Here is a 22,019-nt window from a genome sequence, read left to right as displayed (position 1 = left end):
TGGCAGTTTATGAATTTGAAAATGGGTGATAACCATCTTTTGGATTTTACGACCGCATGAATATAGCTTCCCTGTCAGCATGCGGTTGCCGTATTGATGTTTGAAAAAAATTGTGATTTCTTCCTGCCCTAACTGAGCTGGTCACACTGTATGCAAGCCTAATTCGTAAGCGCTATTTTTTTGGAGAATACCTCATGCTCGGTTTCCAAACTGACTACATACAAACCCGATGGCCAATTAGGCACATTGATATGGCGAAGTTCATTTTGTCTAACATCCTGCGTGGGTATGACTTGCTGTCCCTTAACATTATGGATTTTTAATTTACCACTCATGTTTACATTGACCCTGATATAGCCTCGGGCTGGATTGGGGTATACGACCAAAGCGTCCCGATCAGAAGTCCGTGGTTGAACTGCTAGGATGTTGGCAAAGAGCTGCAGGCCACCAGCACTACTTCCAACAGCAAGGTCAATCTTTCCATCACCATTGTAGTCAGCAGCTGCTGCTTGAAGCATACGCCCCAACACCGGAGCAACCGCGCCGCTACCCGTATCTAACACTAGCTCATCTATTCTTTTCCATTCTCCCCACGGGCCCTGGTGGTAGATTCTTACCTTTCCCGAATAATCAACGGTGATCAAGTCGAGCTCCCCATCCAAATCTACATCTGCCGCCAGGGCGTGTACATATCTTTTTTCGAAGCTCAGGGCAATTCCGGCCAAATTCTCAGTTTGCAGTCGAAATACTGGCTTTATTGGTGTACCGTCGTTCTTATAATAGCGAAGATTGCCCTGCACACTTCCCAACAAAAGGTCGAGATCCCCATCATGGTCAGCATCAACAAAAAAAGGAGAATCGCCGCTATTGGCATCAGCTGGTAGCGATAAGGTGACCATTCTGCTCATCTGCAAGTCCGCTGCTGCGCCAAGTGTGGAGCGGTTGGGAAAAAATACATAGCCCAAGCCTCGCGGAGTTGAAAAACCCAAACCGAGATCAACTGTTCCATCGCCATCAAAATCCGCCCATTGAGGCCTAATGTTGTATCCCTTAATCAGATTGTTGATTCCTAAATAGTTATCCAGGATGGCTCGATAAATTGGTGCTTTGGAGGTTCCAATATTTTCAAAAAGCCACAAACTTCCTTGCATTCCAATCGCACCCGCAATTGGCCCAGTGCCAATGATTAGGTCCAAATCGGAGTCGCCGTCAATATCAAAGAATGAGGGTGCCGCATTTTCTCCAATATCCAGCATTTGCTCTTGCAGGAATGCCTTGCTCACCAGCCTAAAATCTACACTATCGTTGCTTGCTGCGTTATGGTAAAACCAGTTCGAAATAGCAAAATCTGTCAGACCAGCATCACCAGACGGGAGATTGGGACTTACTACCAAGTCTTTGATGCCATCAAAATCCAAGTCTGCCACAAATGCAGCTGGAAAAATCTGCATCGATACCGGATTCTTATCGGGGAATGTCTTTTGATATGAAGTAAACCCAGCATTAATACCATGCCTTCCATTATAAAATATGCCCAATTCTGTGCTACTGATATGACCGACGATTAAGTCTTTTTTGCCGTCCCCATTCAGGTCGTCCACCAGGATACTGTTTCCAGAATGCATGACCCTGCCGCTGCTATCTGGGTTTTGAGAGACGCCGCAATCCATTCCCAACACATAATCCTGTGCGCTATTCTTGGCGAAGTCTCCCCAACAATCCCCATTCCGCACAAATACCGGGTTTGCCACCGAACCAAGCGAATCAGGCACTCCAAACCGCTCCATACTCATATTCTGATGCAACTCGATAAAAGTTCCTGAATAATCAAATCCAAGGATGTCCAGATCCCCGTCATTGTCCAGATCGACGATAGCAGGAATATCAGAGCCAGAAATCAATAGATTCAGGAAGCCAGAATAGCCCTTGGTATACAGAGCATCTCTAACTAGTTTCCAGTTCCATTTGCCTTGACTAAGATCATTACGGTAAAGCTGAACTCCTAACGAGGTGCTTGCAAACAGATCCTTTCTGCCATCTCCATCATAATCTGCTAGAAAAATCCAGTTATATAAGACCGGAAATCGACTCTCGAATTGCGGTGCATACTTCCAGAATTGTAAACCCTTGTTGTCAGTGGCCGCTACGAAAGTACTGATTTTGCCATTGGTGCGGTCAAAGACTACAAGATCCTCTGTTTGGTCGCCGTCAAGATCCATTTTGTGGTATTGAGCAGCATTCAGCCCACCTGTCCATGCTAGACTAGCCGATTTTGAGCCATTTAGTAATACCGTTGATGTATCTCGCACAAACCAAGAGATTTGACCAAAACCAGGAATATGGACCACTAATGATAGCACACATAGTAGGAGCCAGCAGTGACGTCCCATTTTCATGAGAACGGTTTCTTTTTATATGCCAACAGTCTCAACGCATTAAACACGACCAGGAGGGTAGAGCCTTCGTGTGCCATGACAGCTGGACCAATACTGGCAATACCGGAAATGGTCAACGGTATCAGGATCGCTACCACACCGAGACTAAACCAAAGATTTTGCTGGATGATCTTCCGTGATTTCCGGCTAAGTCCGATCGCAAAGGGCAAACTTTCCAGCTTATCACCCATTAGTGCAATGTCAGCGGTTTCCAAGGCAACGTCTGACCCTGCCGCACCCATAGCAATACCAACTGTGCTTTTCGCCATAGCTGGCGCATCGTTAACCCCGTCACCAACCATGGCGACCCTATTTTCCGACTTATCCAGTTCACTGACAGCTTTCACCTTATCTTCTGGCATCAAATTGCCCATAGCATCAGTAATCCCGATCTGTTTCGCTACTGCTTCCGCTACCTGCTGGTTATCGCCGGTGAGCATGATCATCTTTTTAACACCGATACTTGAAAGTGCATCAAGAACTGCCTTGGCTTCCTTTCTGGGTACATCCATCAGCGAGATGATTCCAATAAATTCATCGTCCCGTTTGACTAGCATTGACGTGTGCCCCTCTTTTTCCAGTCGTTTTACTATTTCTTGCGCTTGATCCGGGATGTTATGTCCATCCTGCTCAAAAAGAGCCTTATTGCCAATAGAGATTTTCCTACCATTTAGCTCAGCTGTTACACCCTTACCGGTAACCGCTTGCACTTTGTCAGCAGCATTTACGTCATTATTGCCGAGCTTCTTACTGGCACCTTTCACGATCGCCGCTGCCAATGGATGGTCACTTAGCTTTTCGACAGCAATAGCAGTAGTTAAAAGCTCTTCTTCGCTGACATCACCTAATGGCAAAGCATTAGTCAAGACAGGCTTTCCTTCGGTGAGTGTGCCTGTCTTGTCGAATGCAATTGAGCTAATCCTACCCAAATCTTCCAATGGCCTTCCTCCCTTGATAAGCACACCGCCCCGAGCTGCCCTGGCTACCCCGCTAAGTACTGCGCTGGGTGTGGAGATTGCCAGCGCGCAAGGGCTCGCTGCTACCAAAACTGACATTGCCCTGTAAAAGCTCTTGCTGAAAGGTTCGTCGATAACAACGTAAGCGAAGCACAATATTGCAACTAGAACGACCACCGATGGCACAAAATACTTCTCGAAGCGGTCTGTAAAAAGCTGGGTCGGGGACTTTTGTTGTTCTGCCTGATTGACCATTTCGATAAGTCGTGAAATCGTCGAATCACTGGATTTTTTGATTACCTTAATTTCCAGCGCCGCCGCTCCATTAATCGTTCCCGCGAAAACACGGTGCTCTGATTTAATAGACGCATCCTTAGAATAGTCTTTCTCAGGATCGTCGACCGGCGACTTATCAACCGGCACACTTTCTCCTGTGATAGGGGCTTGGTTCACACTAGCATGACCTTTAACAACCACACCATCGGCAGGTATCTTGCTGTTGGGTTTAACAATGATCAGATCGCCAATGACCAGTTGCTCAATTCCTATTTCGCTTTCTTTTCCATCCCTGATAACTGTTGCAACCGGAGGGGCTAGATTGGTCAAGTCCTCAATGGACTTTCGCGCTTTTGCCATTGCGAAATGCTCCAATGCATGGCCCATGCTGAACAAAAACAGAAGTAGAGCCCCTTCGGCCCACTCCCCCAAAATTGCCGCCCCAATGGCTGCAAGCAGCATCAGTGAGTCAATTTCAAATTTTCGTTCTCTAATGGCCTCAATGGCATCCTTCAAAGTATAAAAACCTCCAAAAACATATGCTGCGATGTAGAAGCCAAGGGAAACATTTTCTTGCATACCCGTATAGGAGAGCCCGTAACCAGTAGCGAGTAACACACCACAAATTATACTAAAAATTAGCTCTGTATTTTTTCCGAATATTCCTCCATGCTCAGATTCGTCATGCTGGTCCTTTTTCGAATGCTGATTTCTTGCCTCGGAAGTTTCTTTTGAAGTTGCCATATGAAACCGCTTTTTAAATTAAGAATGTGATAGTGATATGCTGAAAGCTGGCGACACAGGGCCGCCAGCCCAATTACAACTAATGCTCGTGCTCGCCGCCAGCATTGGTCATTTTAGCGAGAACAAAAAACGCTCCTTTGACGACTATTTTGGCATTTTGGGGTATTGGCTTCAACAAAGTAATCTCTGTATAGCCCACATCGGAAGTACCTTTTGCAACCGGTACCTTCTCAAAGGTAACTCCGGGCTCTTTCTCGCCCGACTCACCAGCCTTATGATCATGTGGCTCTGCCTCTTGGTGACTTGATGCTGCATCCTTGCTAGATTCCTTGTGATGCTCGTCCTCTGTGTGCGGATCTGTGACGATAAAAATGTAGTCCTGACCTTGATAGTTAACTACTGCGTCAGTAGGAACTGCAGGAACTTTTGCTTTCTCAAGACTAATTGCCGCCGTAATGTTCATGCCGTCAATTAATCCAGATTTATTACCCATGACTTTCGCATGAACCGAGACAGCCTTACTTTCTCCTTCAAAGGAGGAACCCAATGAAAATATCTGGGCATCGTACTCCTGGCCTGGGGCATTAGTAAGCGTAAAGTGGATGGTTTGATTTTCACGCAGCTTAGAGAGATCTTTTTCATATACGAACAGATCCAGATGAAGCTGACTATTATCGACGATTTCGGCGATGGGCGAAGTCAAATCTACATAACTGCCAATTTGGGCACTGACGCTGCTCACCACGCCGGAAATGGGGCTTTTCACTGAAAGAACAGAAACCAGTTTTCCACTGCTAAGCTGTGAAGGCTCAATTCCCATTAGACGGATTTGCTGAGCTAACGTATTTCGGCGGGTTTGAAGCGTTTTCAGATCCGTATTAGCGGTTTGAAAGTTTTTCAAAGCGCCTGCATTCCCCGCCGAGAGCTCCTTCTGCCGGTTAAATTCCAGCTCCGCCAGCGCAATGCGGTCGCTTACTGCCACATATTCCTCCTGGAAACGCATGAAATCTGGATTAGCAAGGGTGGCAATAACCTGGCCCTTTCTAACCTTATCGCCTGGCTGAATTTTCAAAGTTTGAATGACCCCGCTGTACAAAGTATTCACGGTAGCTCGGTTTTGATTAGGGACCTTCAGGGTACCGTTTGCTTTGAGTGCAGCAGTTAGCTCCTTTTCTTCGATCGAGCCCATTTCCACGCCAATGCTTTTAATTTGTTCAGCAGTCAAATTCGCTGTACTCGGGTTCTCGTGCTCTTCATGCTCACCTTCTTCCGCAGCCTGCTCGGTTTGTCCCTCCTGCTTCTGTTCCCCGGTTTTTTCATTTTTACAGGACGCCAGAAAGTACAGGGAAATAAGCAGACTGGTTATAATTAATATCTTTTTCATTGTTTATCGATTCAGAAAATAGTTGAATTGAATAACCGACTGGTTGTAAGCGTTCAGACTATCCAGGTAGTTACGACGAATGTCAATCGCCTGGGTCAGAAACTGTGACAACTCGGCGAAACTAATCTCCCCTTGCCGGTAGGCAAGGGTAGACGATTTAATAATTTCAGCTGCTTGAGCAAGCCCAGTAGTTTCGTAATAGGCCAACAGAGAAAGGTTTTTTTCGACCTCTTGTTGGGTCTGGGCCAGTTGCGTCTGCAAAACCTGCTGCGTATATGTAAGCTGGCTTTGCTGCACGTCAACTTGGGCCGATGCCGCTTTCACACGGCTACGGTACGCACCCGCTCCCAGGATAGGGAAAGCTGCGCTCACAGAAAATCCGTTGAACGGGTTATTCAGACCATATAAACGCTGCGAAAAGAATCTGCCGGAAAAGTCGGGCTTATTTTCACTTCTGGCAACAGAAACGCTGGCATCAGCTATGGCGACGTTTTGTTTTTGCAACTCGATCAGCGGGTGGGAGGATTGCTGTATCGGTTCAGGCAGCGGCAATTTCTGCAGCGCACTGTCAGCAGGTAGATACTGCTGCTGCACATTTAATAACTGCATCAACAGCTTCTGTTGAATTAGAACATCTTTCGTTGTCTGGGCAATAAAGGCCTTCAACTCACGGGAACGCGCACTTGAGGCAACGCTATCCAGCCCGGGCGTATCGCCTGTGCGTACCCTGAGCGTAGTTGTCTGGTTCAACGCGGTATAAATGCTATCTAAGCTTTGAAAGAGCTTACCCCTGTCTTGCAGATACCATAGCTGGTAATAAACGGAGCGAATATCCCTTTTAAGGTTAGTCCCGATTAGCGCGCCGTTAACCTTGGTGGCTTCAAGCTGTTGTTGGTAAAGGTTTCGCTGGGCTTTATAAAGCCCTGGCCACGGAAGCGTCTGAGAAAGGCCAATTTTTAAGATGCCACGGCTATCTGAGGGTCGGAGATCCTCGTTTTCTGCAAACATCCCAGTTTTAGGAATTAGCCTGGCAGATTTGACCTGAAATTCGCCTTGCCGAACCGCCTTCCTGTTCACCTCCAGCTCGAGGTTGGATTTACTGGCATCCAAAAGTTGTTCGATCCGAACGCGTTGATCAGGTGATCTACTATCCTGTGCACTGGCGTTTCCAGATGTTATTAAGAACAGTGCAAGCATGGCTGCGGCCGCCCCCGATATCTTTCCCTTCGGCTTTTCAAATAGGATATAAAGCAAAGGCAGCACAACTAGCGTCAGAAACGTAGCCGTAACTAGCCCACCGATTACCACGGTTGCCAGCGGCTTTTGAACTTCACCACCGGCACCTGTCGAAAATGCCATCGGAAGAAAACCAAGTGAGGCCACTGTCGCAGTCATAAGCACAGGCCTGAGCCGCATTTTTGTCCCCTCTACAACGCGAGGTATGAGCTTATCAAAACCACTTTTTTCGAGCTGGTTGAAAGTACTGATCAATACTATTCCGTTTAATACAGCAACTCCAAAGAGTGCAATAAAACCTACACCTGCCGAAATACTAAATGGCATACCTCTAAGCATCAGCGCAAACACCCCGCCGATCGCGCTCATCGGGATCGCCGTATAGATCAATAGCGATTCTTTGAAAGAGCCAAAGGTGAAGTAGAGCAGTAGGAAGATCAAAGCCAAAGCAATTGGAACTGCAATTTGTAATCTAGCACTGGCTTTTTGCAAGTTCTCAAATGTACCGCCATAAGTATAATAGTACCCTGTGGGCAGCAAATTAGCGGCTGAAAGCTTTCCTTGAATGTCTTGCACTACGCTTTGTACATCACGACCACGCACATTGAAACCGACAACTATTCGCCGCTTGCCGTCTTCGCGGCTGATTTGAGCAGGACCCTCCTTAAAGGATATTGAAGCTACCTGGGAAAGCGGAATCTGTGTCCCATTGTCCATCGCCACGAAAAGATCACTCACATCCTCTATGGAAGCCCGGTTAGCACTATCGAGGCGTACCACTAGATCAAACTTACGTTCATTTTCAAAAACTACACCCGCAGCCTCCCCGGCAAATGCAGTTCTAACCGTCCGATTGATATCTTCAATATTCATACCATATGCCGCGATTTTGGCTCGATCGTATTGAATGGTAATCTGGGGGAGCCCAGTTGTCCGCTCAATCTGGGGATTGGTCGATCCTTGGACAGATTGCACTACTTGGGCAACTTTTGGAGCAAGTGAAGCCAGTGTATCGATATTTTCACCAAATATTTTGATGGCGACATCTTGTCTGACACCTGTCATTAACTCATTAAAACGCATCTGGATAGGCTGGTTGGATTCAAAGAATACCCCTGGGATTGCTTCCAGCTTTTCTTGCATCATCCTTGCCAGCTCAGTATAGCTTTCCGTAGTTGTCCATTGATCCTTCGGTTTAAGCACAACCATAATGTCGGTCGCTTCAGGAGGCATGGGGTCGGTCGGAACTTCTGCGCTACCAGTTTTTCCTACAACCATTTTTACCTCAGGAAAGGATTTAATGATCCTGCTGGCTTGCATCGATGTCTCAACGCTTTGAGAAAGCGACGTGCCCTGGGGTAGTATACAGTGGAATGCGTAATCCCCTTCCTCGAGTTGGGGGATGAATTCACCGCCCATTCTTGAAAAAAAGAAAATAGCAATGGCGAAGACGCTTACAGTTGCTGCTACAATTGCAATGCGGAAGCGGATCGCCCAGGCAAGTATAGGCAAATAAGCTGCCTGAATGCGGTCCATCATTTTATCGGAAAGCGTCTTTTTGTGCGAAATAGATTTCGGCAATACCAACGCCGCCATCATTGGAATATAGGTCAGTGACAGAATTAATGCACCAAGGATGGCAAATGATACTGTCTCTGCCATGGGCCTGAACATTTTGCCCTCAATACCAACAAGGGATAGAATTGGGATGTATACGATCATGATGATGATCTCGCCAAAGGCCGCACTACTACGGATCTTTGAAGCAGATTCGAATACTTCCTGGTCCATTTCGTCCTGGGTAAGCTTTTCGGTTGTCTTTCGGAGCGCCAAATGATGTAGCACGGCCTCTACGATAATTACCGCCCCATCTACAATTAACCCGAAATCAATCGCTCCCAAACTCATTAGATTAGCCGATACACCAAATGTGTTCATCATACCCAAGGCAAAAAGCATGGCTAGCGGTATGGCCGAAGCAACGATTAATCCCGCGCGCAGGTTGCCCAGGAAAAGCACCAGAACAAACACAACGATCAGTGCGCCTTCTATCAAGTTCGTTTTAACAGTGTTGATCGCGCGGTCAACAAGATTCGTCCTATCCAAATATGCCTCTACCTCTACATCTGCGGGCAATGACTTTTTAATGGTCTGCATTTTAGCTTTTACCCGCTCGACGACCGCGGCGCTATTGGAGCCCTTGAGCATCATAACAATGCCACCTACCACCTCTTTCTCTCCATTAAAAGTCACTGATCCGTAGCGAACGGCATTGCCTAAACGTACTAAGGCAACGTCGCGCACTAGTACAGGAACACCGTTAACGTTTTTGATGACTATTTTGCTTATATCATCCAGTGATGAAACAAGTCCAATACCTCTGATAAAGTAAGCATTTGGCTTCTTGTCAATATACGCTCCTCCTGTATTTTCATTATTTTTAGCGAGCGCATTAAAGATATCCGCAATCGTTACGTTCATCCCTTTTAGCTTCTGGGGGTTGACCGCGACCTCATATTGTTTAAGCAAACCACCGAAACTGTTTACTTCTGCCACCCCTTTGGTTCCATAAAGTTGACGTGCAACGATCCAATCTTGCATCGTTCGCAAGTCCATGGCCGTGTATTTATTTTCGGAACCTTTCTTGGGGTGGATAACATATTGATAAATCTCCCCAAGGCCTGTACTAACCGGGGCAAGTTCCGGTGTTCCGAGGCCTTTAGGGATTTTCTGCTCTGCCTCTTTCAGCTTTTCGGTGATAAGCTGACGGGCAAAATATATATCGATGTCGTCTTCAAAAACGACTGTAATTACCGATAACCCAAACCTAGATATTGACCGCATTTCTACAAGATCAGGCAGATTTGCCAGGCTTTGCTCAATGGGGTAAGTAACCAACTGCTCAGTTTCCTGTGCAGCTAGGGTAGGGGTGAGGGTAATAACTTGAACTTGATTATTGGTAATGTCGGGCACCGCGTCCACAGGGATCTGTGACGCGCTCCATAGGCCCCACGCAATAAGTCCGAGGGTAAAAATACCTACGATAAGCTTATTGCGGATCGAAAAATGAATGATTCTATCCAGCATTTGAAAATAACATGAAAAGTGTGCAGAAATAGTCTACACTCCCCGTTTAGGGACGAGTCAAGACCAAACTGAAAACGTGACAGGTTATACCAAACGTGGCGGCTGCCAAATAAGATTTGCGTTGATTTGGCTAAATGAAAATTTGTATTCAAAGGTTTTCTCCGCAGATACTGGTAGCGGTGTCGATAGAGCAAACCCCAATACGATCGGAGGCATATTTACCGTTGCACAACAAGTACAGATGCAAAAAGGCGAGCAAAAATCACCAGGAACGTCCTTATGATTTGACTCTTCGTGCGAAACAGCGGCCAAAGAACTGATCTCAGATGCCAAACGAACCGGAACGTCCTGGCAGGGAAAGCAGGACAGTGCGGTAACATATAATGCAAATATGATCAGCGATAACTTCATACTGCAAATTTACAACATAGGAAGATGCAACAGGTAGGCAAAAGCAAAATACCTTCGTAAAACGGCTGGACGTGATCCGCTTCAAGTATGATAGTTAATATTATCGACCTCAGAATGAGTTACCTTTTAAAAGTATTTCGACTTGCGAAAGAGAATCAGATCATTCATTCTTGTGCTATGGGCTGCACGGGCAACAAACTCCATCTCAAACCGGATTTAGCTTTATTGAGCAATCATTCCAGCCCCTAAATGTCATTCTACACTACTCGACCCTTCAACTCAGAAATGTTATCAATTATTTTTACGAACCCACCCCACCCAAAACGGACTTTGTTCGTAGCTGGTTTGGGAAGTGGAACGTCATCGCCATAATTTGCTTATAACCGGTGATTGAAACCTGTAAATAAGATGGCATTCTTACTTTAACAATATCGCAGGGGACAAACGAATCATCACATACTCAAAGTATCGTTTCGCTACGTCGAGCAGCAACTTTCGAGGTAAGTACTTAACTTCCGTACGTTAATCCAATGCTATTCAATTTAATCGAACCAATGCAAACCACAGCATTTAAATCCATGCATAATTGCGCAGTCGCTTTTTGTGTAGTTTTCTTAGCACTGTTAACATCCTGTTCGAATAGCTCAACCACCGCACCTGAACCTGAAAGTCCAGTTCAGTATCGAGTGAACGATATATCGTACTTTTTAGGGCCAAATGATAGAGTAGACACCGCTGTTCTGCAACTAACCGGCGCTAGTCTGCAAAATTCAACTAGTATGCTCAAAACTCAACAGGTTGATATCGTCTTGGATCAGTTAACAAAAACCTCGCAATTTACTTTCGATTCAACCCCATTTTTACCCGGCAAACCAGATCTTGCTAAGCTCGAGGTTCGGGTACCTCAGGGATTCATCAAAGGGAAGTTATTTGACTACTTTCCTCAAACATTTCCACTTACTCCCTCTCTCCAAGTAAAACCTTACGGTTCTTACGAAAACCAATCAATTTCGGTAAAAATCCCTCCAAAATCCCTCATCTTGATTAGCCATCAGATTGAAGGCTATGAGGTGATCTGTTCATTCAAGGCCATCATAGAAAATTTAGATACTCGGCAGCAGTACACGCTGGCTGGGAAGTGGAAAGGCCTTTTGAGGTATAACAATTTGTCGACTTCGCTCCGAGAATCAACAATGTGATTCTGACATCAATTTAACCCATAAAAAGAATAGTGGAGATATCTGAAAAAACCAATGCCGACCAAGTATTCAAGGGACAGCTTACCAAAGCCTCGGACTTTAAATTTGGCCCCACCGTAGTCAATGTCTTCGATGACATGGTAGAAAGATCAGTACCATATTATTTGGAAATGCAACGCATGCTGGCCGAAATTACGGCCGATCATGCTACAAAAGATCAGCTGATATACGATCTGGGGTGTTCTACGGGAACGACCCTGATTGAAGTGGATAAACTTCTCGATTCCGATGTTCGATTCATTGGTATCGATGAATCGAACGAAATGCTAGAAAAATGTGATAAAAAGTTAAAAGAAGTTGGTTTTAAAAGACCATATGAGCTCATCTCGTGCGATTTGCATCAGCAAGTTCCAATCTCTAACGGTTCTGTTGTAATTCTTTGCCTCACTCTACAGTTCGTGCGACCACTATATCGCGAGCGACTACTTCGGAATATTTATCAGGGACTTAACCCTGGTGGAGTGCTGCTGTTGGTAGAAAAGGTGTTGGCCGAAAGCAGCATTTTCAACCGTGACTTCATAAAATACTATTACAATTACAAACGTCGCAACCAGTACAGTGAACTTGAAATTTCTCAAAAACGGGAAGCGCTCGAAAATGTCTTGATTCCGTATAAACTGTCAGAAAACATACTCCTACTCAAAGAAGCTGGCTTTGCAGACTGTGAGGTCTTCTTCAAGTGGTACAATTTTGCAGGCTTGATCGCCTATAAAAGAGCATGATAGATTTCGGTAACTTCTTCTTCAAACACAGGAACACCCTCTTTATCGTGTTATACCTGTTGATACTGCTCCCTTCACCGCCGATATTTTCGCAAGGTCAATTTGGATCAAACTACTACTTGTATCCGATACTCACAGGCATGCTAGTGACGTTTTCTGGTGAAATTATACGCGGTATCACCATCGGGCTTGCCTACATTATCCGCGGTGGCAAGGACAAAAAAGTTTATGCGGAAAAGCTGGTAACCGAAGGGATTTTCCGGCATTGCCGAAACCCCCTTTACGTGGGCAACATTCTCATGCTGCTTGGAGTTGGCATATTGGCTAATTCGGCCATTTATGTTGGCATAGTAATCCCGTTCTTCTTATTTATTTATCAAGCAATCGTTCTGGCCGAAGAAAATTTTCTTCGGAACAAATTTGGGGCTGATTTTGATGAGTATTGCAGCCAGGTTAACCGCTGGATGATTGATTTCACGGGAATATCAGACACAATAAGGGGGATGCAATTCAACTACAAGCGATGGATTTTGAAGGAGTATAACACGCTGTTCATATGGCTGGTGGGCATTACTACCGTACTGCTGTTTAAATATCCTGTATTCGAGTCAAATCGCTACATTAAAATCTACATATTCGGGATCACAGTCATAGCGCTTGGGTGTGTCTACGGCTACGTCCGTTATCTGAAAAAATCTCGTAAAATGACCGATAGCATGCTATAATGTAACATCTAATCACTATACGATACACGATCGGAAGTAGGCTATCAGTTAAATCGCAGCATTCATTGGTATAAGCATTGCGTGTATTTTAGGTAAGAGTATGAATCTGCTGATGATTGCGTTTCATATTTGCAGCCGGTCTTATTCTCTATAAATGCTATGGAATATTCTGGCTGGCGTTGGTAGAAATATTGAATCAGAATCTGTACCAGGATTAGAATTTGAGATCCGCGCCGTGTCTTTGCAAGAGCCGGGGATTGTGGGCACAGAAAAATGCTCGATTCGAAGGATCGGTCTAACTTATCATGTTGACCTTCATGCTATCGTGAATGATATATTCCAGTACGTTATGGCCGCAATTTGGTGCACCGACTACAAGACCGACTACTCCGAAACTTGCCAAATCTGGGCAATACTCATATCCATATTGAACCCAATTTTTGAAACTACTCCGGCTACAAACACCCAATTCTTTCCGATCAACATGCTTTAAATCAACCACGGTATACCGAATTTGATGGAAGCGTGTTCAATAAAAATCCACCATGGATGCGTTGCTTTACGAAGTTGGCTGCACATGGTCTATCAAAATCCGTCATTTCTACATATCTATTAAAAGATAATATCTGTGCATCCAAAGTAAGAATTCCTTCATAAATACCTCATGGCATCTTATTCGACTTGTCTTAACCCATCATAGGCCTCACAGCGACCTTCATAGTCATTTTAATAGTAGATAAAACGGCGAGCCAAGCCGAATTACACCGTAAACTAAATTTATCAAGTGTGACATAAGGCATTACCATTCAATTGTTTACATTGATCACTTTGATTTGAACGATAATCTTGCAACAAGATGAAAAGGAAAAAAAACCTCTCTTTATCGCTAATTCTATTTGGGGCCTTGCTTTGCGGATGCTCAAAGAAACCAGCTGATCAACCGGACCAAGATAATGACGATGTAGTAACAAGCATTGATGGATCAGAAGAAGCGCCCGACTCTACCAATAATCTAACGAAGCTGGAAACATATTTGAAAGAAAACAATATTGATGTGGTAAATGCGTCAACATACCCGGACAGCTCTATAATTTATATTACCAGCAGATCTATTGGCTTCAATCATCTCGAAATTGGCAATTATTCTAAAATCATAATCGATAATGGGCAGGATTCGTGCACAGTGATTATTGATAATTTTAAATTCGGAAAAAATTGCGAAATAATTGCTGGGGGAAAAGATGGTGCTAATGGTGGTCAAAATATGGAGGATAATTGGATAAAAAGTGGTGGCTGGTGGCAGGCACCCTCACGAGTAACGGGAGCACAAGGAATAACGGGCCTGCCTGGACATAACGGTACTAACGGAACCAATGTTAAAATTCAACTAGGTATTCTCTCGTTTGGTACCTTATCTATAACTTCAAAAGGCGGAAACGGCGGAGATGGGGGCCGTGGCGGAAACGGCCAAATTGGCGGCCATCATGCTGGAGGTGGCAAAGGTGGCACTGGTGGCACTGGTGGTACTGGTGGTGCAGGCGGATATTTAGACATCAAATACTGGCCGGTAAACTCATCCGTCGACTTGAATAAAATGCAGGCCATCGCAGCCGACGCTAAGAGAGGCAAAAGTGGGAATGGTGGGGTTGGCGGTGATGGCGGTCATCGAGGCGATGATAGTAACCCACACGGATTTCCTGGCGACCCCGGCGCTGCCGGTGGACAACAAGCCGACGGAATTGTAAAACTCGTTAGAGTAACGAAACCTTTTTAAAAATAATGCGAAGTTATGAACATTGTAGCCGGCCAGAAGAAAGGCTGTCCGTAATAAATCAATCAGGCAAGGTTTTCCAGTAGATAGGGGGCATGGCACTTCATAAGCAAAAAAGCGACAGTTGCCACAGCAACGAGCTGTTCACCGACCAGCGATTCGCAACAAAGGCTTAGCATCCAACCGAATTAATCATCCAGGATGATATGACATTATATTAAATAAAAACCATCGGCTAAAATTTAAAGTACCTAGCCTTAGCAATGTGGGCCTGACCGAACCTTACAAGCATGACGGTCGGTTCATCACGTTGCAATACGCTAATTAATTATGCTTAAACTGAACTGGATGCAACCTGACTTCAACATTTGACATCTTATCTGAAACTTAGTTAATCGAATCTTATGAGGCCAATTACGCTTGCCATCTTCATTTTCACCTTATTATGCAAAACCGTATGCGCCCAGCAACATACGAATTCTGATGAAATCAAAGATCTTAAAACCATTTTAGAGTATGCCGGCACCAATAAGCAGGTATCTGTTCGGCTGACAGCGGAAAACCAAGCGATCGAAATCAATGGTTATCAAATCCCGTTGGCGAAGACCACACTTGTAAGGTGTGAGAAAGAACAGGGAAAATATCAGGTGAAATTTTTCCTCCAAAACGGAACTGCCGTAACCAAGACAGGTGATTCGACTTTTCGAAGGGCTTATTGGGCAATCGACTTGGATGATAAAAAGGTGTGCGAACAGTTCATTTCGATCCTTAAAAAGCTTATGGCTGCTCCGAAGAGCTAAATTCGATTTGCACAAGTTAAGATTTCTGAGGTGAAGAGTGTGAGATGAGCAACGTTTATTCTGCCGTTGCTAGACCGAACACTACATTCAATAAGATTATCTCGGTAAGTGGTATAAATTGAATCGAGCCACTAGGTGCCGAAATCATCGAGCTACTCTTAAATCCTTTTCGTTGGCAACCAAATCTGCCGCATACTGTAAGACGGCAAGTATGGCCTCAGTGCTCAGACCAGGATACATGTCAGCCAGATCAGAATACGTCGCACCTTCTCCAAGTTTCCTGAGTATTAGCTCAACCGTCAACCTGGTGCCTTTGATGATCGGCTTACCCAGCAATACGTTGTGATCGGACGTTATAAAATCCTGATATCGCATACTTTATATCTACTTTGGTCTAAAGATACTAAATTCTAAATCGCAACTTCGTTACTCCGGGAGTGAAACACCTTCGAACTATCTCTCACAACATTCTAGTCGCCTGAATATTCCGGTTTGTGAAGTCCATGGTCTTGCGATCGAATTCCATTTCGGTGTTTACGGGCTAAATCGTAGTTATGCATCCGAAAATTCAGTTGGCAATGCTGCTCGCATTTGACATTGTTCGGTCGATAACAAGAATTGCGTCTTTCGCGGAATAGCATCAGTTAAGCACCCATAGATACGATAGTTATCGTATTAATACAAACCAGTAATAATACAATATTACCCATAGTTAATAGCCATTTTACTATATATATTCATATTTATAAATTGTTACATAACTTTTCTTATGTTAAATAGAATTTGTAACATTAGGAATTGGATTCCGAGATTTATAGGTCTTCATGTTGCGTTCTTACCTCAGTTTATTTTTCCATCTGAAGAAAAACTCCTGAGCCAGATGCAGGCCTGCAATTGTGATCAAAAACGTAAAAACATAATCAAGATACCAATTCAGTTTGATAGCGGCATTTAATGCTTCCAGTATTGCTTGCGTGAGTATAACAAGAAACATCATGATCGCCATAATTCCGACCGTATACTTGGGAAATGGCCGGTTAACCAATGCCTTGATCTCACTTATTCCTTCAATCCTGGCAGTTAAGGTGAATTTTCTATCAAGCCCGTCGAATATTGTCTGAATCGTAAAGTATTCCCCCGCGTTTAATAGCAAAGGCGCTATGAATAGCCGGCCGTTGTTGTGATTTATCAAAGTATTTAAATTTGAAGGATAAGTGTCTGAAAATCCATAACTTATTATTGTTTTAGCATTTTCGATTTTCAATTCTATCATATTTTCGAAATCAGTTTGACGAATTGAAACACCTCCATTGTTGATTATCTTGATCGTTAAAATATTGAGTTGATCCACCACATGATCCTTGTATGTGATTTTTAAATCATTTTTCACCTGATTGGCGATATCAACCAACGGTTCCGAGTATAGGACCTGATAGGAAAGCCTTTTCTTTTTGTTTTGCCGGATCGCTACGATTAAAGCAGCGACAGCCAGTATTGCCCCGATACCCTGCCACCAGTTCTCACCTAGAAAATCAAATAAATAATCCATAAAGGAGGTTTTTTATACTGAAACACTATACTACGGAGCGTTGGTGACTTTTCAAAGTTGGCAGCTTGCAATGATGGGTATGGATTCGGGTTTCTCTCGCAAACAAAGAAGTAAGGTGGCTGACCCATGACCTTTCAGAACTTTCCACTCAAATCGCAAAGCTGGTGAAGGCAAAAAGTCCATAAATTGAATTCCTTCAAGAAAAGTTATAGAACTCGAATGTCGGCTGCGGGCTGGATCTACTTTAAGGGAAAATTTCTCCCTGACGATGGATAATTTGGAAGACTCTGGAATCTAGGGTCTCACTAGTAGCAAATAATTGTGCTTCATCGTTAACGTCCATCAAAAGTAATGTCGCAATGAACCCGTACCAACAAATGCTCGCTTTACAGGAAAAATTTAGACAGCTAAATCTTAATTCACAGGTAGCGAGAGAGCTAAGTTCAAAAGTTGGTCAATACCGGCTTGACGTCGATAGCATTACCGCAGGCCAAAGGGCCATGTATGAGGCGGTTGCCGCATTTAAAATTTCTATGCGTGATGCTAATTTGTTTACTAAGCAGGTGGCGGATTCCTATCAACGAGTGCAAGACGCTATATCGTCAACAATGGGTGACTCAACGCCATTTCGCACTCAAATCAAGGATATACAGCGCAGAATGGAGGAGTCAATTGCTGCCGCTGTCGCACCGTTCAAAAATATTGACTGGGTAGAAGTGGATCGAGGGTACCGAGAGAACTACCATTTTCACTTGTCGTTGCTGTGTGAGCTGGAAACAGCCAACATGCAGTTACCAATTGATGGGAATCTGCTTTTTAGCCCCCAGGAAGAATTTTCTGCCAACTACCTTGAAGTTGTTTCAAATGCTTTGAGAATACACCTTGATTCCGACCTGTATCCTCTATGGGAAGGGGCAGTCATCTCACTAGCATCCAACAATCCTGATCGTGTTAGGCACTGCTTCATATCAATCCGCACAATTATAGAATATCTAGCAAATAAAGTTATGAACATATCGGCGCTTGACGTTCAGCAACATGCTGATAACAAATTTGATATAAGCAAGGAGCCAGGTATCAAGCTTAAATTGAAGGCATTTTTTACGAAGACTGAATTTGACATCGTGGAAGAAATTGGCGGGCTGCATGTAAGTTCCTTCTGCCAGTATTATGCAGTACTGAGTGGTTTGCATAGCCCCTCAGCACGCACGAAGTATAGTGACGATCAAGTTCGTGTCATAATGATCAAAAATGGTATCCTGATTTGGGCAATAGTTCAGCGGGAAAAGTTAATTCAGCAAGTCCTCGCAGGAAGTGAATCTGATTAACTAACGGGTACACAACCTAATGTTTACTTATCATACGGCATGATGTCACAAGGATATCGGCGGCTCCCAATTATCGACGTCACCCCATGTCCTCACGCATATTTTTTCGCGTCGTCGAGAAACCACATGACGTCCTCCTATTTTTTCAAATAAACTAAGTCCATATCACCTTATCGACTAAACTCTTACACTACCAAATACAAATTCGTAGAAAGGGACTACGACACAAAAGAGTCTTATCATACTGCCAAGTCTGATGTCTCAGCAGCGTTGTCAACCGAATGATTAAATTAAATCTGATCTTCAATCATTCGCTCACCCTATATTGTCGCTTCAAGTTTTACTAAATTTACACATTGTCTAGTAACACGATTACAACTAAGTGAAATATAAAGATTTGAATACGAGCACGATAGACCTATTTTGCGGTGCCGGAGGGCTAACCTTCGGTCTAAGGTCTTCAGGCTTAAAAGTTGTTGCCGGTTTTGACATTGATCCTCATTGCAAATATGTGTATGAGGAAAATAATCCCGGCACCCAGTTTTTCGAACAAGATATCAACGACTTAGCGATCGAAGATATAGAAAAACTATTTGAGCCAAACAGCTACAAAATTCTCGTCGGCTGCGCCCCGTGCCAATACTTTTCAAAGTATGCAAGGTCAGCCCGTGAAAAAAGTGATGAAAAATGGACTCTCGTACGATCATTCGGGAAAATCATTGAGCAAACTTGGCCAGACATCGTAAGCATGGAAAATGTTCCAGAACTTGCATCACACCCCGTGTTCAACGAATTTGTCGCGAAGTTGACCGGAGTCGGCTATCATGTTAGTTTTAGAAAAGTTTATTGCCCTGCTTACGGAATCCCCCAGCAAAGAGAAAGACTTGTCTTGCTTGCGTCCCGCTTTGGCGACATTCAGTTAATGCCGCCTCAGTTTAAACCAGAAGAATACCCAACTGTCAGATCTGCGATCGGCTCTTTGTCACCCATTGAAGCTGGTGAAAAATCAAGCATTGATCCATTTCATATAAGCTCGAAACTATCAGATATAAATCTTAAACGAATAAGGGCGTCAAAAGCGGGAGGGACTTGGCGTGACTGGGATGATGATTTGGTTTCTGATTGCCACCGCCAAAAAAGTGGACAAACATACGTTAGCGTGTATGGGCGTATGGAATGGGACAAACCATCACCAACCATTACAACACAGTATTTTGGTTTTGGAAATGGGAGGTTCGGTCATCCCGACCAGGATCGAGCAATCTCTCTACGGGAAGGGGCCATTCTCCAATCGTTCCCACCATCATACAAACTTGCTCGTGACGCAGAAAAGGCCAGGTTTTCGACAATTGGCCGAATAATAGGAAACGCTGTTCCGCCAAAGTTAGGTGAAGTAATCGGTCAAAGTATAATAATGCATTTAAAGACACTGAAATCTTCTAGAAAGGTAGAAAACAATGGCAAATGACAAGGATATAGCATTAAAAGAACTCGCCGAACGAGAAATTATCGAGAAAGAGCGAGTAGTCGACTACAATACAAAGGAATATCCAGTTGAGATTGTCGTGCAAAAGTACTTGACAGGCATTGAAACTGACGAAAACGAACTGTATATACCTGACTATCAGCGCGATTTCTCATGGGACTCGAAACGTCAATCCAAATTCATTGAGTCTGTTATGATTGGTCTGCCGGTTCCATACATTTTTGTCGCCGATACCGAAAAAAGTGATGGTCGATTGGAAATAGTTGATGGGTCACAAAGGATTCGAACATTGGCCGCATTTTTACAAGACGAATTAAGACTGGTAGGTTTAGAAAAGCTACAAGCTCTGAACGATTTCACATTTTCCGATTTATTATTATCACGTCAGCGGCGCTTTGGTCGACGGACAATGCGAATGATTGAGCTTACAAACAAGGCCGATGAAGAAGTACGACGAGATATATTTGAAAGAATCAATACAGGAAGCGATATACTTAAAGACATGGAGGTAAGGCGCGGAGTTAATGACGGCCCGTTAATCGACCTCCTTGAAGAATGTGCCTCAATTCCATTATTTAAGAGACTTGCACCTTTATCAGAAACATCAGAAAAGAGAAGAGAACGAGAGGAGTTCGTGCTTCGTTTTTTCGCTTATTTGGATGGATATCAAACTTTTGAAAGATCCGTTCGAGACTTTCTCAACGAATGGATCAAAAACACTGAAAAAATATTTGATGACACTCTCAAACAGAATATGCTAGATGAGTTCAATCGAATGCTAACATTTGTCAGCAATTACTTCCCTCATGGATTTGTAAAAAGTTCAAAGCATTCAAGAACTCCTAGAATCCGATTTGAGGCAATAGCAGTGGGAGTAGCTCTTGCACTTCGAGAGAATCCCAATCTTAATCCAGCATCTGTAAATTGGCTTGCAAGTAGAGAATTCAAAGAATTAGTCACATCTGACGCGAGTAACTCACGTCCTAAAGTAATTCGTCGCATTGAGTTTGTAAGAGATAAATTAATTGCCGGTTAGGCAGTAAGATTAAACATAAAAACGATTCCAAGAATGCCAACTGCCGCAATGCTTGATGTCTTGAACGACTTCGACACCCGCATAAGAGAAGTGGAAAATTATTTTGCACATGTCACTCGGTTAGACGATGGAGCGATAGAATTATCTCCAGCGCCAGCCGCGGGGCATCTACCTGCGATCGATAAAGATGTTTGGATTAAAACGTTGAAAGCGAGCTGCTTTCTTTTGATGTACAATGTTGTTGAGTCTACTACTAAAAATGCAATTCAGGCAATATTCGACGACCTTGGTTCCAATACAGTAGAATTCGATCTTTGCAGACGCGAGGTCAGGAAAATAGTCTTAACAAACTTGAAGCGGGCAAGCATTGATAAAGCAGTACCAGCTCTTTCTCGCATCTCTGTTGACATTGTAGTCAAAACATTCGACAAAAATGAACTATTCTCTGGAAATCTCGACGCGAAAAAAATACGCGAAGTAACAAGAGACTACGGTATCAAAAATCCCCGAGGCGATGGCTCTCAACTTCTCCCAATTAAAACCAACCGAAACGACCTCGCCCATGGAAATAAATCGTTTGATGAAGTAGGTCGGGAATACAGCAGTGCGCAATTGAATCTCATGCTGAGAGATCTGAAACGATACATGAGTTCATTCTTAATCAATGTTGACGAGTACATTTCAAATAAAGAGTACTTGGTTCCCGCAGTAGCGTAAGTTGGCCGGATCACCCAGTGAAGCACATGACTAAATATTTGTTGGAACATAGAGCGTGTTCAAACTATCTGGTAACACTCAAGAGTATCGTAACTTT

Annotated in this window: 16 protein-coding genes; 9 read left to right on the top strand and 7 right to left on the bottom strand. The window is 43.9% G+C overall.

The annotated features are described in order from the left end of the window. Nucleotides 1–158: 158 nt before the first annotated feature. The 5 genes from ACQ4MZ_RS28995 to ACQ4MZ_RS28975 all read right to left on the bottom strand — a co-directional run bounded on the left by ACQ4MZ_RS28995 (nt 159) and on the right by ACQ4MZ_RS28975 (nt 10,529). The gene (locus ACQ4MZ_RS28995) at nt 159–2,396 is read right to left on the bottom strand and encodes a T9SS type A sorting domain-containing protein (protein WP_298936343.1); all 2,238 of its coding nucleotides are present in this window, start codon (nt 2,394–2,396) and stop codon (nt 159–161) included. Then, nucleotides 2,393–4,411 carry a heavy metal translocating P-type ATPase gene (locus ACQ4MZ_RS28990; protein ID WP_291036822.1) on the bottom strand — a complete coding sequence of 673 codons (2,019 nt, stop codon included), beginning with the start codon at nt 4,409–4,411 and terminating at the stop codon, nt 2,393–2,395. The genes ACQ4MZ_RS28995 and ACQ4MZ_RS28990 overlap by 4 nt, the downstream gene beginning before the upstream one ends. A gap of 79 nt (nt 4,412–4,490) precedes the next feature. After that, on the bottom strand, nt 4,491–5,795 hold the full coding sequence (locus ACQ4MZ_RS28985) for an efflux RND transporter periplasmic adaptor subunit (protein ID WP_291036820.1): 1,305 nt from the start codon (nt 5,793–5,795) through the stop codon (nt 4,491–4,493). A gap of 3 nt (nt 5,796–5,798) precedes the next feature. Continuing rightward, a complete protein-coding gene (locus tag ACQ4MZ_RS28980; protein ID WP_291036818.1) occupies nt 5,799–10,118 on the bottom strand; it encodes a CusA/CzcA family heavy metal efflux RND transporter in 4,320 nt (1,439 codons plus the stop codon). Between the two features lie 84 nt (nt 10,119–10,202). Next, entirely contained in the window at nt 10,203–10,529 is a 327-nt protein-coding gene (locus ACQ4MZ_RS28975; RefSeq protein ID WP_409012433.1) for a DUF6660 family protein, read from the bottom strand. Between the two features lie 554 nt (nt 10,530–11,083). Here ACQ4MZ_RS28975 and ACQ4MZ_RS28970 point away from each other — a divergent pair. From ACQ4MZ_RS28970 to ACQ4MZ_RS28950, 5 genes are all read left to right on the top strand, one after another. Next, nucleotides 11,084–11,728, top strand: coding sequence for a hypothetical protein (locus ACQ4MZ_RS28970; RefSeq protein ID WP_291036816.1), 645 nt, complete (start codon nt 11,084–11,086; stop codon nt 11,726–11,728). A gap of 32 nt (nt 11,729–11,760) precedes the next feature. Further along, the gene (gene cmoA, locus ACQ4MZ_RS28965; RefSeq protein ID WP_291036814.1) at nt 11,761–12,510 is read left to right on the top strand and encodes a carboxy-S-adenosyl-L-methionine synthase CmoA; all 750 of its coding nucleotides are present in this window, start codon (nt 11,761–11,763) and stop codon (nt 12,508–12,510) included. A 59-nt stretch (nt 12,511–12,569) separates the two neighbouring features. Beyond that, a complete protein-coding gene (locus tag ACQ4MZ_RS28960; RefSeq protein WP_430851194.1) occupies nt 12,570–13,235 on the top strand; it encodes a methyltransferase family protein in 666 nt (221 codons plus the stop codon). An 856-nt stretch (nt 13,236–14,091) separates the two neighbouring features. Next, nucleotides 14,092–15,009, top strand: coding sequence for a hypothetical protein (locus ACQ4MZ_RS28955; protein ID WP_291036810.1), 918 nt, complete (start codon nt 14,092–14,094; stop codon nt 15,007–15,009). 401 nt (nt 15,010–15,410) lie between these two features. Then, complete coding sequence (locus tag ACQ4MZ_RS28950; protein ID WP_291036808.1) at nt 15,411–15,806, top strand: hypothetical protein; 396 nt, start codon at nt 15,411–15,413, stop codon at nt 15,804–15,806. A 144-nt stretch (nt 15,807–15,950) separates the two neighbouring features. On the opposite strand, the gene ACQ4MZ_RS28945 is transcribed toward ACQ4MZ_RS28950, so the two are convergent. Both ACQ4MZ_RS28945 and ACQ4MZ_RS28940 read right to left on the bottom strand, forming a co-directional pair. Beyond that, nucleotides 15,951–16,181: a DUF433 domain-containing protein gene (locus tag ACQ4MZ_RS28945; protein WP_291036806.1), complete on the bottom strand. Its 231-nt coding sequence runs from the start codon at nt 16,179–16,181 to the stop codon at nt 15,951–15,953. A 460-nt stretch (nt 16,182–16,641) separates the two neighbouring features. Next, nucleotides 16,642–17,355: a hypothetical protein gene (locus ACQ4MZ_RS28940; protein WP_430851191.1), complete on the bottom strand. Its 714-nt coding sequence runs from the start codon at nt 17,353–17,355 to the stop codon at nt 16,642–16,644. Nucleotides 17,356–17,714: 359 nt separating this feature from the next. Between ACQ4MZ_RS28940 and ACQ4MZ_RS28935 the strand changes: the two genes are divergently transcribed. The 4 genes from ACQ4MZ_RS28935 to ACQ4MZ_RS28920 all read left to right on the top strand — a co-directional run bounded on the left by ACQ4MZ_RS28935 (nt 17,715) and on the right by ACQ4MZ_RS28920 (nt 21,922). Beyond that, nucleotides 17,715–18,683 carry a hypothetical protein gene (locus tag ACQ4MZ_RS28935; RefSeq protein ID WP_430851189.1) on the top strand — a complete coding sequence of 323 codons (969 nt, stop codon included), beginning with the start codon at nt 17,715–17,717 and terminating at the stop codon, nt 18,681–18,683. A 382-nt stretch (nt 18,684–19,065) separates the two neighbouring features. Next, the gene (locus ACQ4MZ_RS28930) at nt 19,066–20,151 is read left to right on the top strand and encodes a DNA cytosine methyltransferase (RefSeq protein WP_430851187.1); all 1,086 of its coding nucleotides are present in this window, start codon (nt 19,066–19,068) and stop codon (nt 20,149–20,151) included. After that, complete coding sequence (locus ACQ4MZ_RS28925) at nt 20,141–21,205, top strand: DUF262 domain-containing protein (RefSeq protein WP_430851185.1); 1,065 nt, start codon at nt 20,141–20,143, stop codon at nt 21,203–21,205. The genes ACQ4MZ_RS28930 and ACQ4MZ_RS28925 overlap by 11 nt, the downstream gene beginning before the upstream one ends. A gap of 33 nt (nt 21,206–21,238) precedes the next feature. After that, entirely contained in the window at nt 21,239–21,922 is a 684-nt protein-coding gene (locus ACQ4MZ_RS28920) for an MAE_28990/MAE_18760 family HEPN-like nuclease (protein WP_090386004.1), read from the top strand. The last annotated feature ends 97 nt before the right edge of the window (nt 21,923–22,019 follow it).

It is taken from the genome of Dyadobacter sp. BHUBP1 (assembly GCF_050587785.1).
GTDB lineage: Bacteria > Bacteroidota > Bacteroidia > Cytophagales > Spirosomataceae > Dyadobacter.
This window is presented reverse-complemented; position numbering and strand designations above follow the sequence as displayed.

What these genes read in the sequence shown, in the direction of transcription:
- ACQ4MZ_RS28995 (WP_298936343.1), bottom strand. Translation starts at nt 2,396, where the DNA reads ATGAAAATGGGACGTCACTGCTGGCTCCTACTATGTGTGCTATCATTA.
- ACQ4MZ_RS28990 (WP_291036822.1), bottom strand. Translation starts at nt 4,411, where the DNA reads ATGGCAACTTCAAAAGAAACTTCCGAGGCAAGAAATCAGCATTCGAAA.
- ACQ4MZ_RS28985 (WP_291036820.1), bottom strand. Translation starts at nt 5,795, where the DNA reads ATGAAAAAGATATTAATTATAACCAGTCTGCTTATTTCCCTGTACTTT.
- ACQ4MZ_RS28980 (WP_291036818.1), bottom strand. Translation starts at nt 10,118, where the DNA reads ATGCTGGATAGAATCATTCATTTTTCGATCCGCAATAAGCTTATCGTA.
- ACQ4MZ_RS28975 (WP_409012433.1), bottom strand. Translation starts at nt 10,529, where the DNA reads ATGAAGTTATCGCTGATCATATTTGCATTATATGTTACCGCACTGTCC.
- ACQ4MZ_RS28970 (WP_291036816.1), top strand. Translation starts at nt 11,084, where the DNA reads ATGCAAACCACAGCATTTAAATCCATGCATAATTGCGCAGTCGCTTTT.
- ACQ4MZ_RS28955 (WP_291036810.1), top strand. Translation starts at nt 14,092, where the DNA reads ATGAAAAGGAAAAAAAACCTCTCTTTATCGCTAATTCTATTTGGGGCC.
- ACQ4MZ_RS28950 (WP_291036808.1), top strand. Translation starts at nt 15,411, where the DNA reads ATGAGGCCAATTACGCTTGCCATCTTCATTTTCACCTTATTATGCAAA.
- ACQ4MZ_RS28945 (WP_291036806.1), bottom strand. Translation starts at nt 16,181, where the DNA reads ATGCGATATCAGGATTTTATAACGTCCGATCACAACGTATTGCTGGGT.
- ACQ4MZ_RS28940 (WP_430851191.1), bottom strand. Translation starts at nt 17,355, where the DNA reads ATGGATTATTTATTTGATTTTCTAGGTGAGAACTGGTGGCAGGGTATC.
- ACQ4MZ_RS28935 (WP_430851189.1), top strand. Translation starts at nt 17,715, where the DNA reads ATGAACCCGTACCAACAAATGCTCGCTTTACAGGAAAAATTTAGACAG.
- ACQ4MZ_RS28925 (WP_430851185.1), top strand. Translation starts at nt 20,141, where the DNA reads ATGGCAAATGACAAGGATATAGCATTAAAAGAACTCGCCGAACGAGAA.
- ACQ4MZ_RS28920 (WP_090386004.1), top strand. Translation starts at nt 21,239, where the DNA reads ATGCCAACTGCCGCAATGCTTGATGTCTTGAACGACTTCGACACCCGC.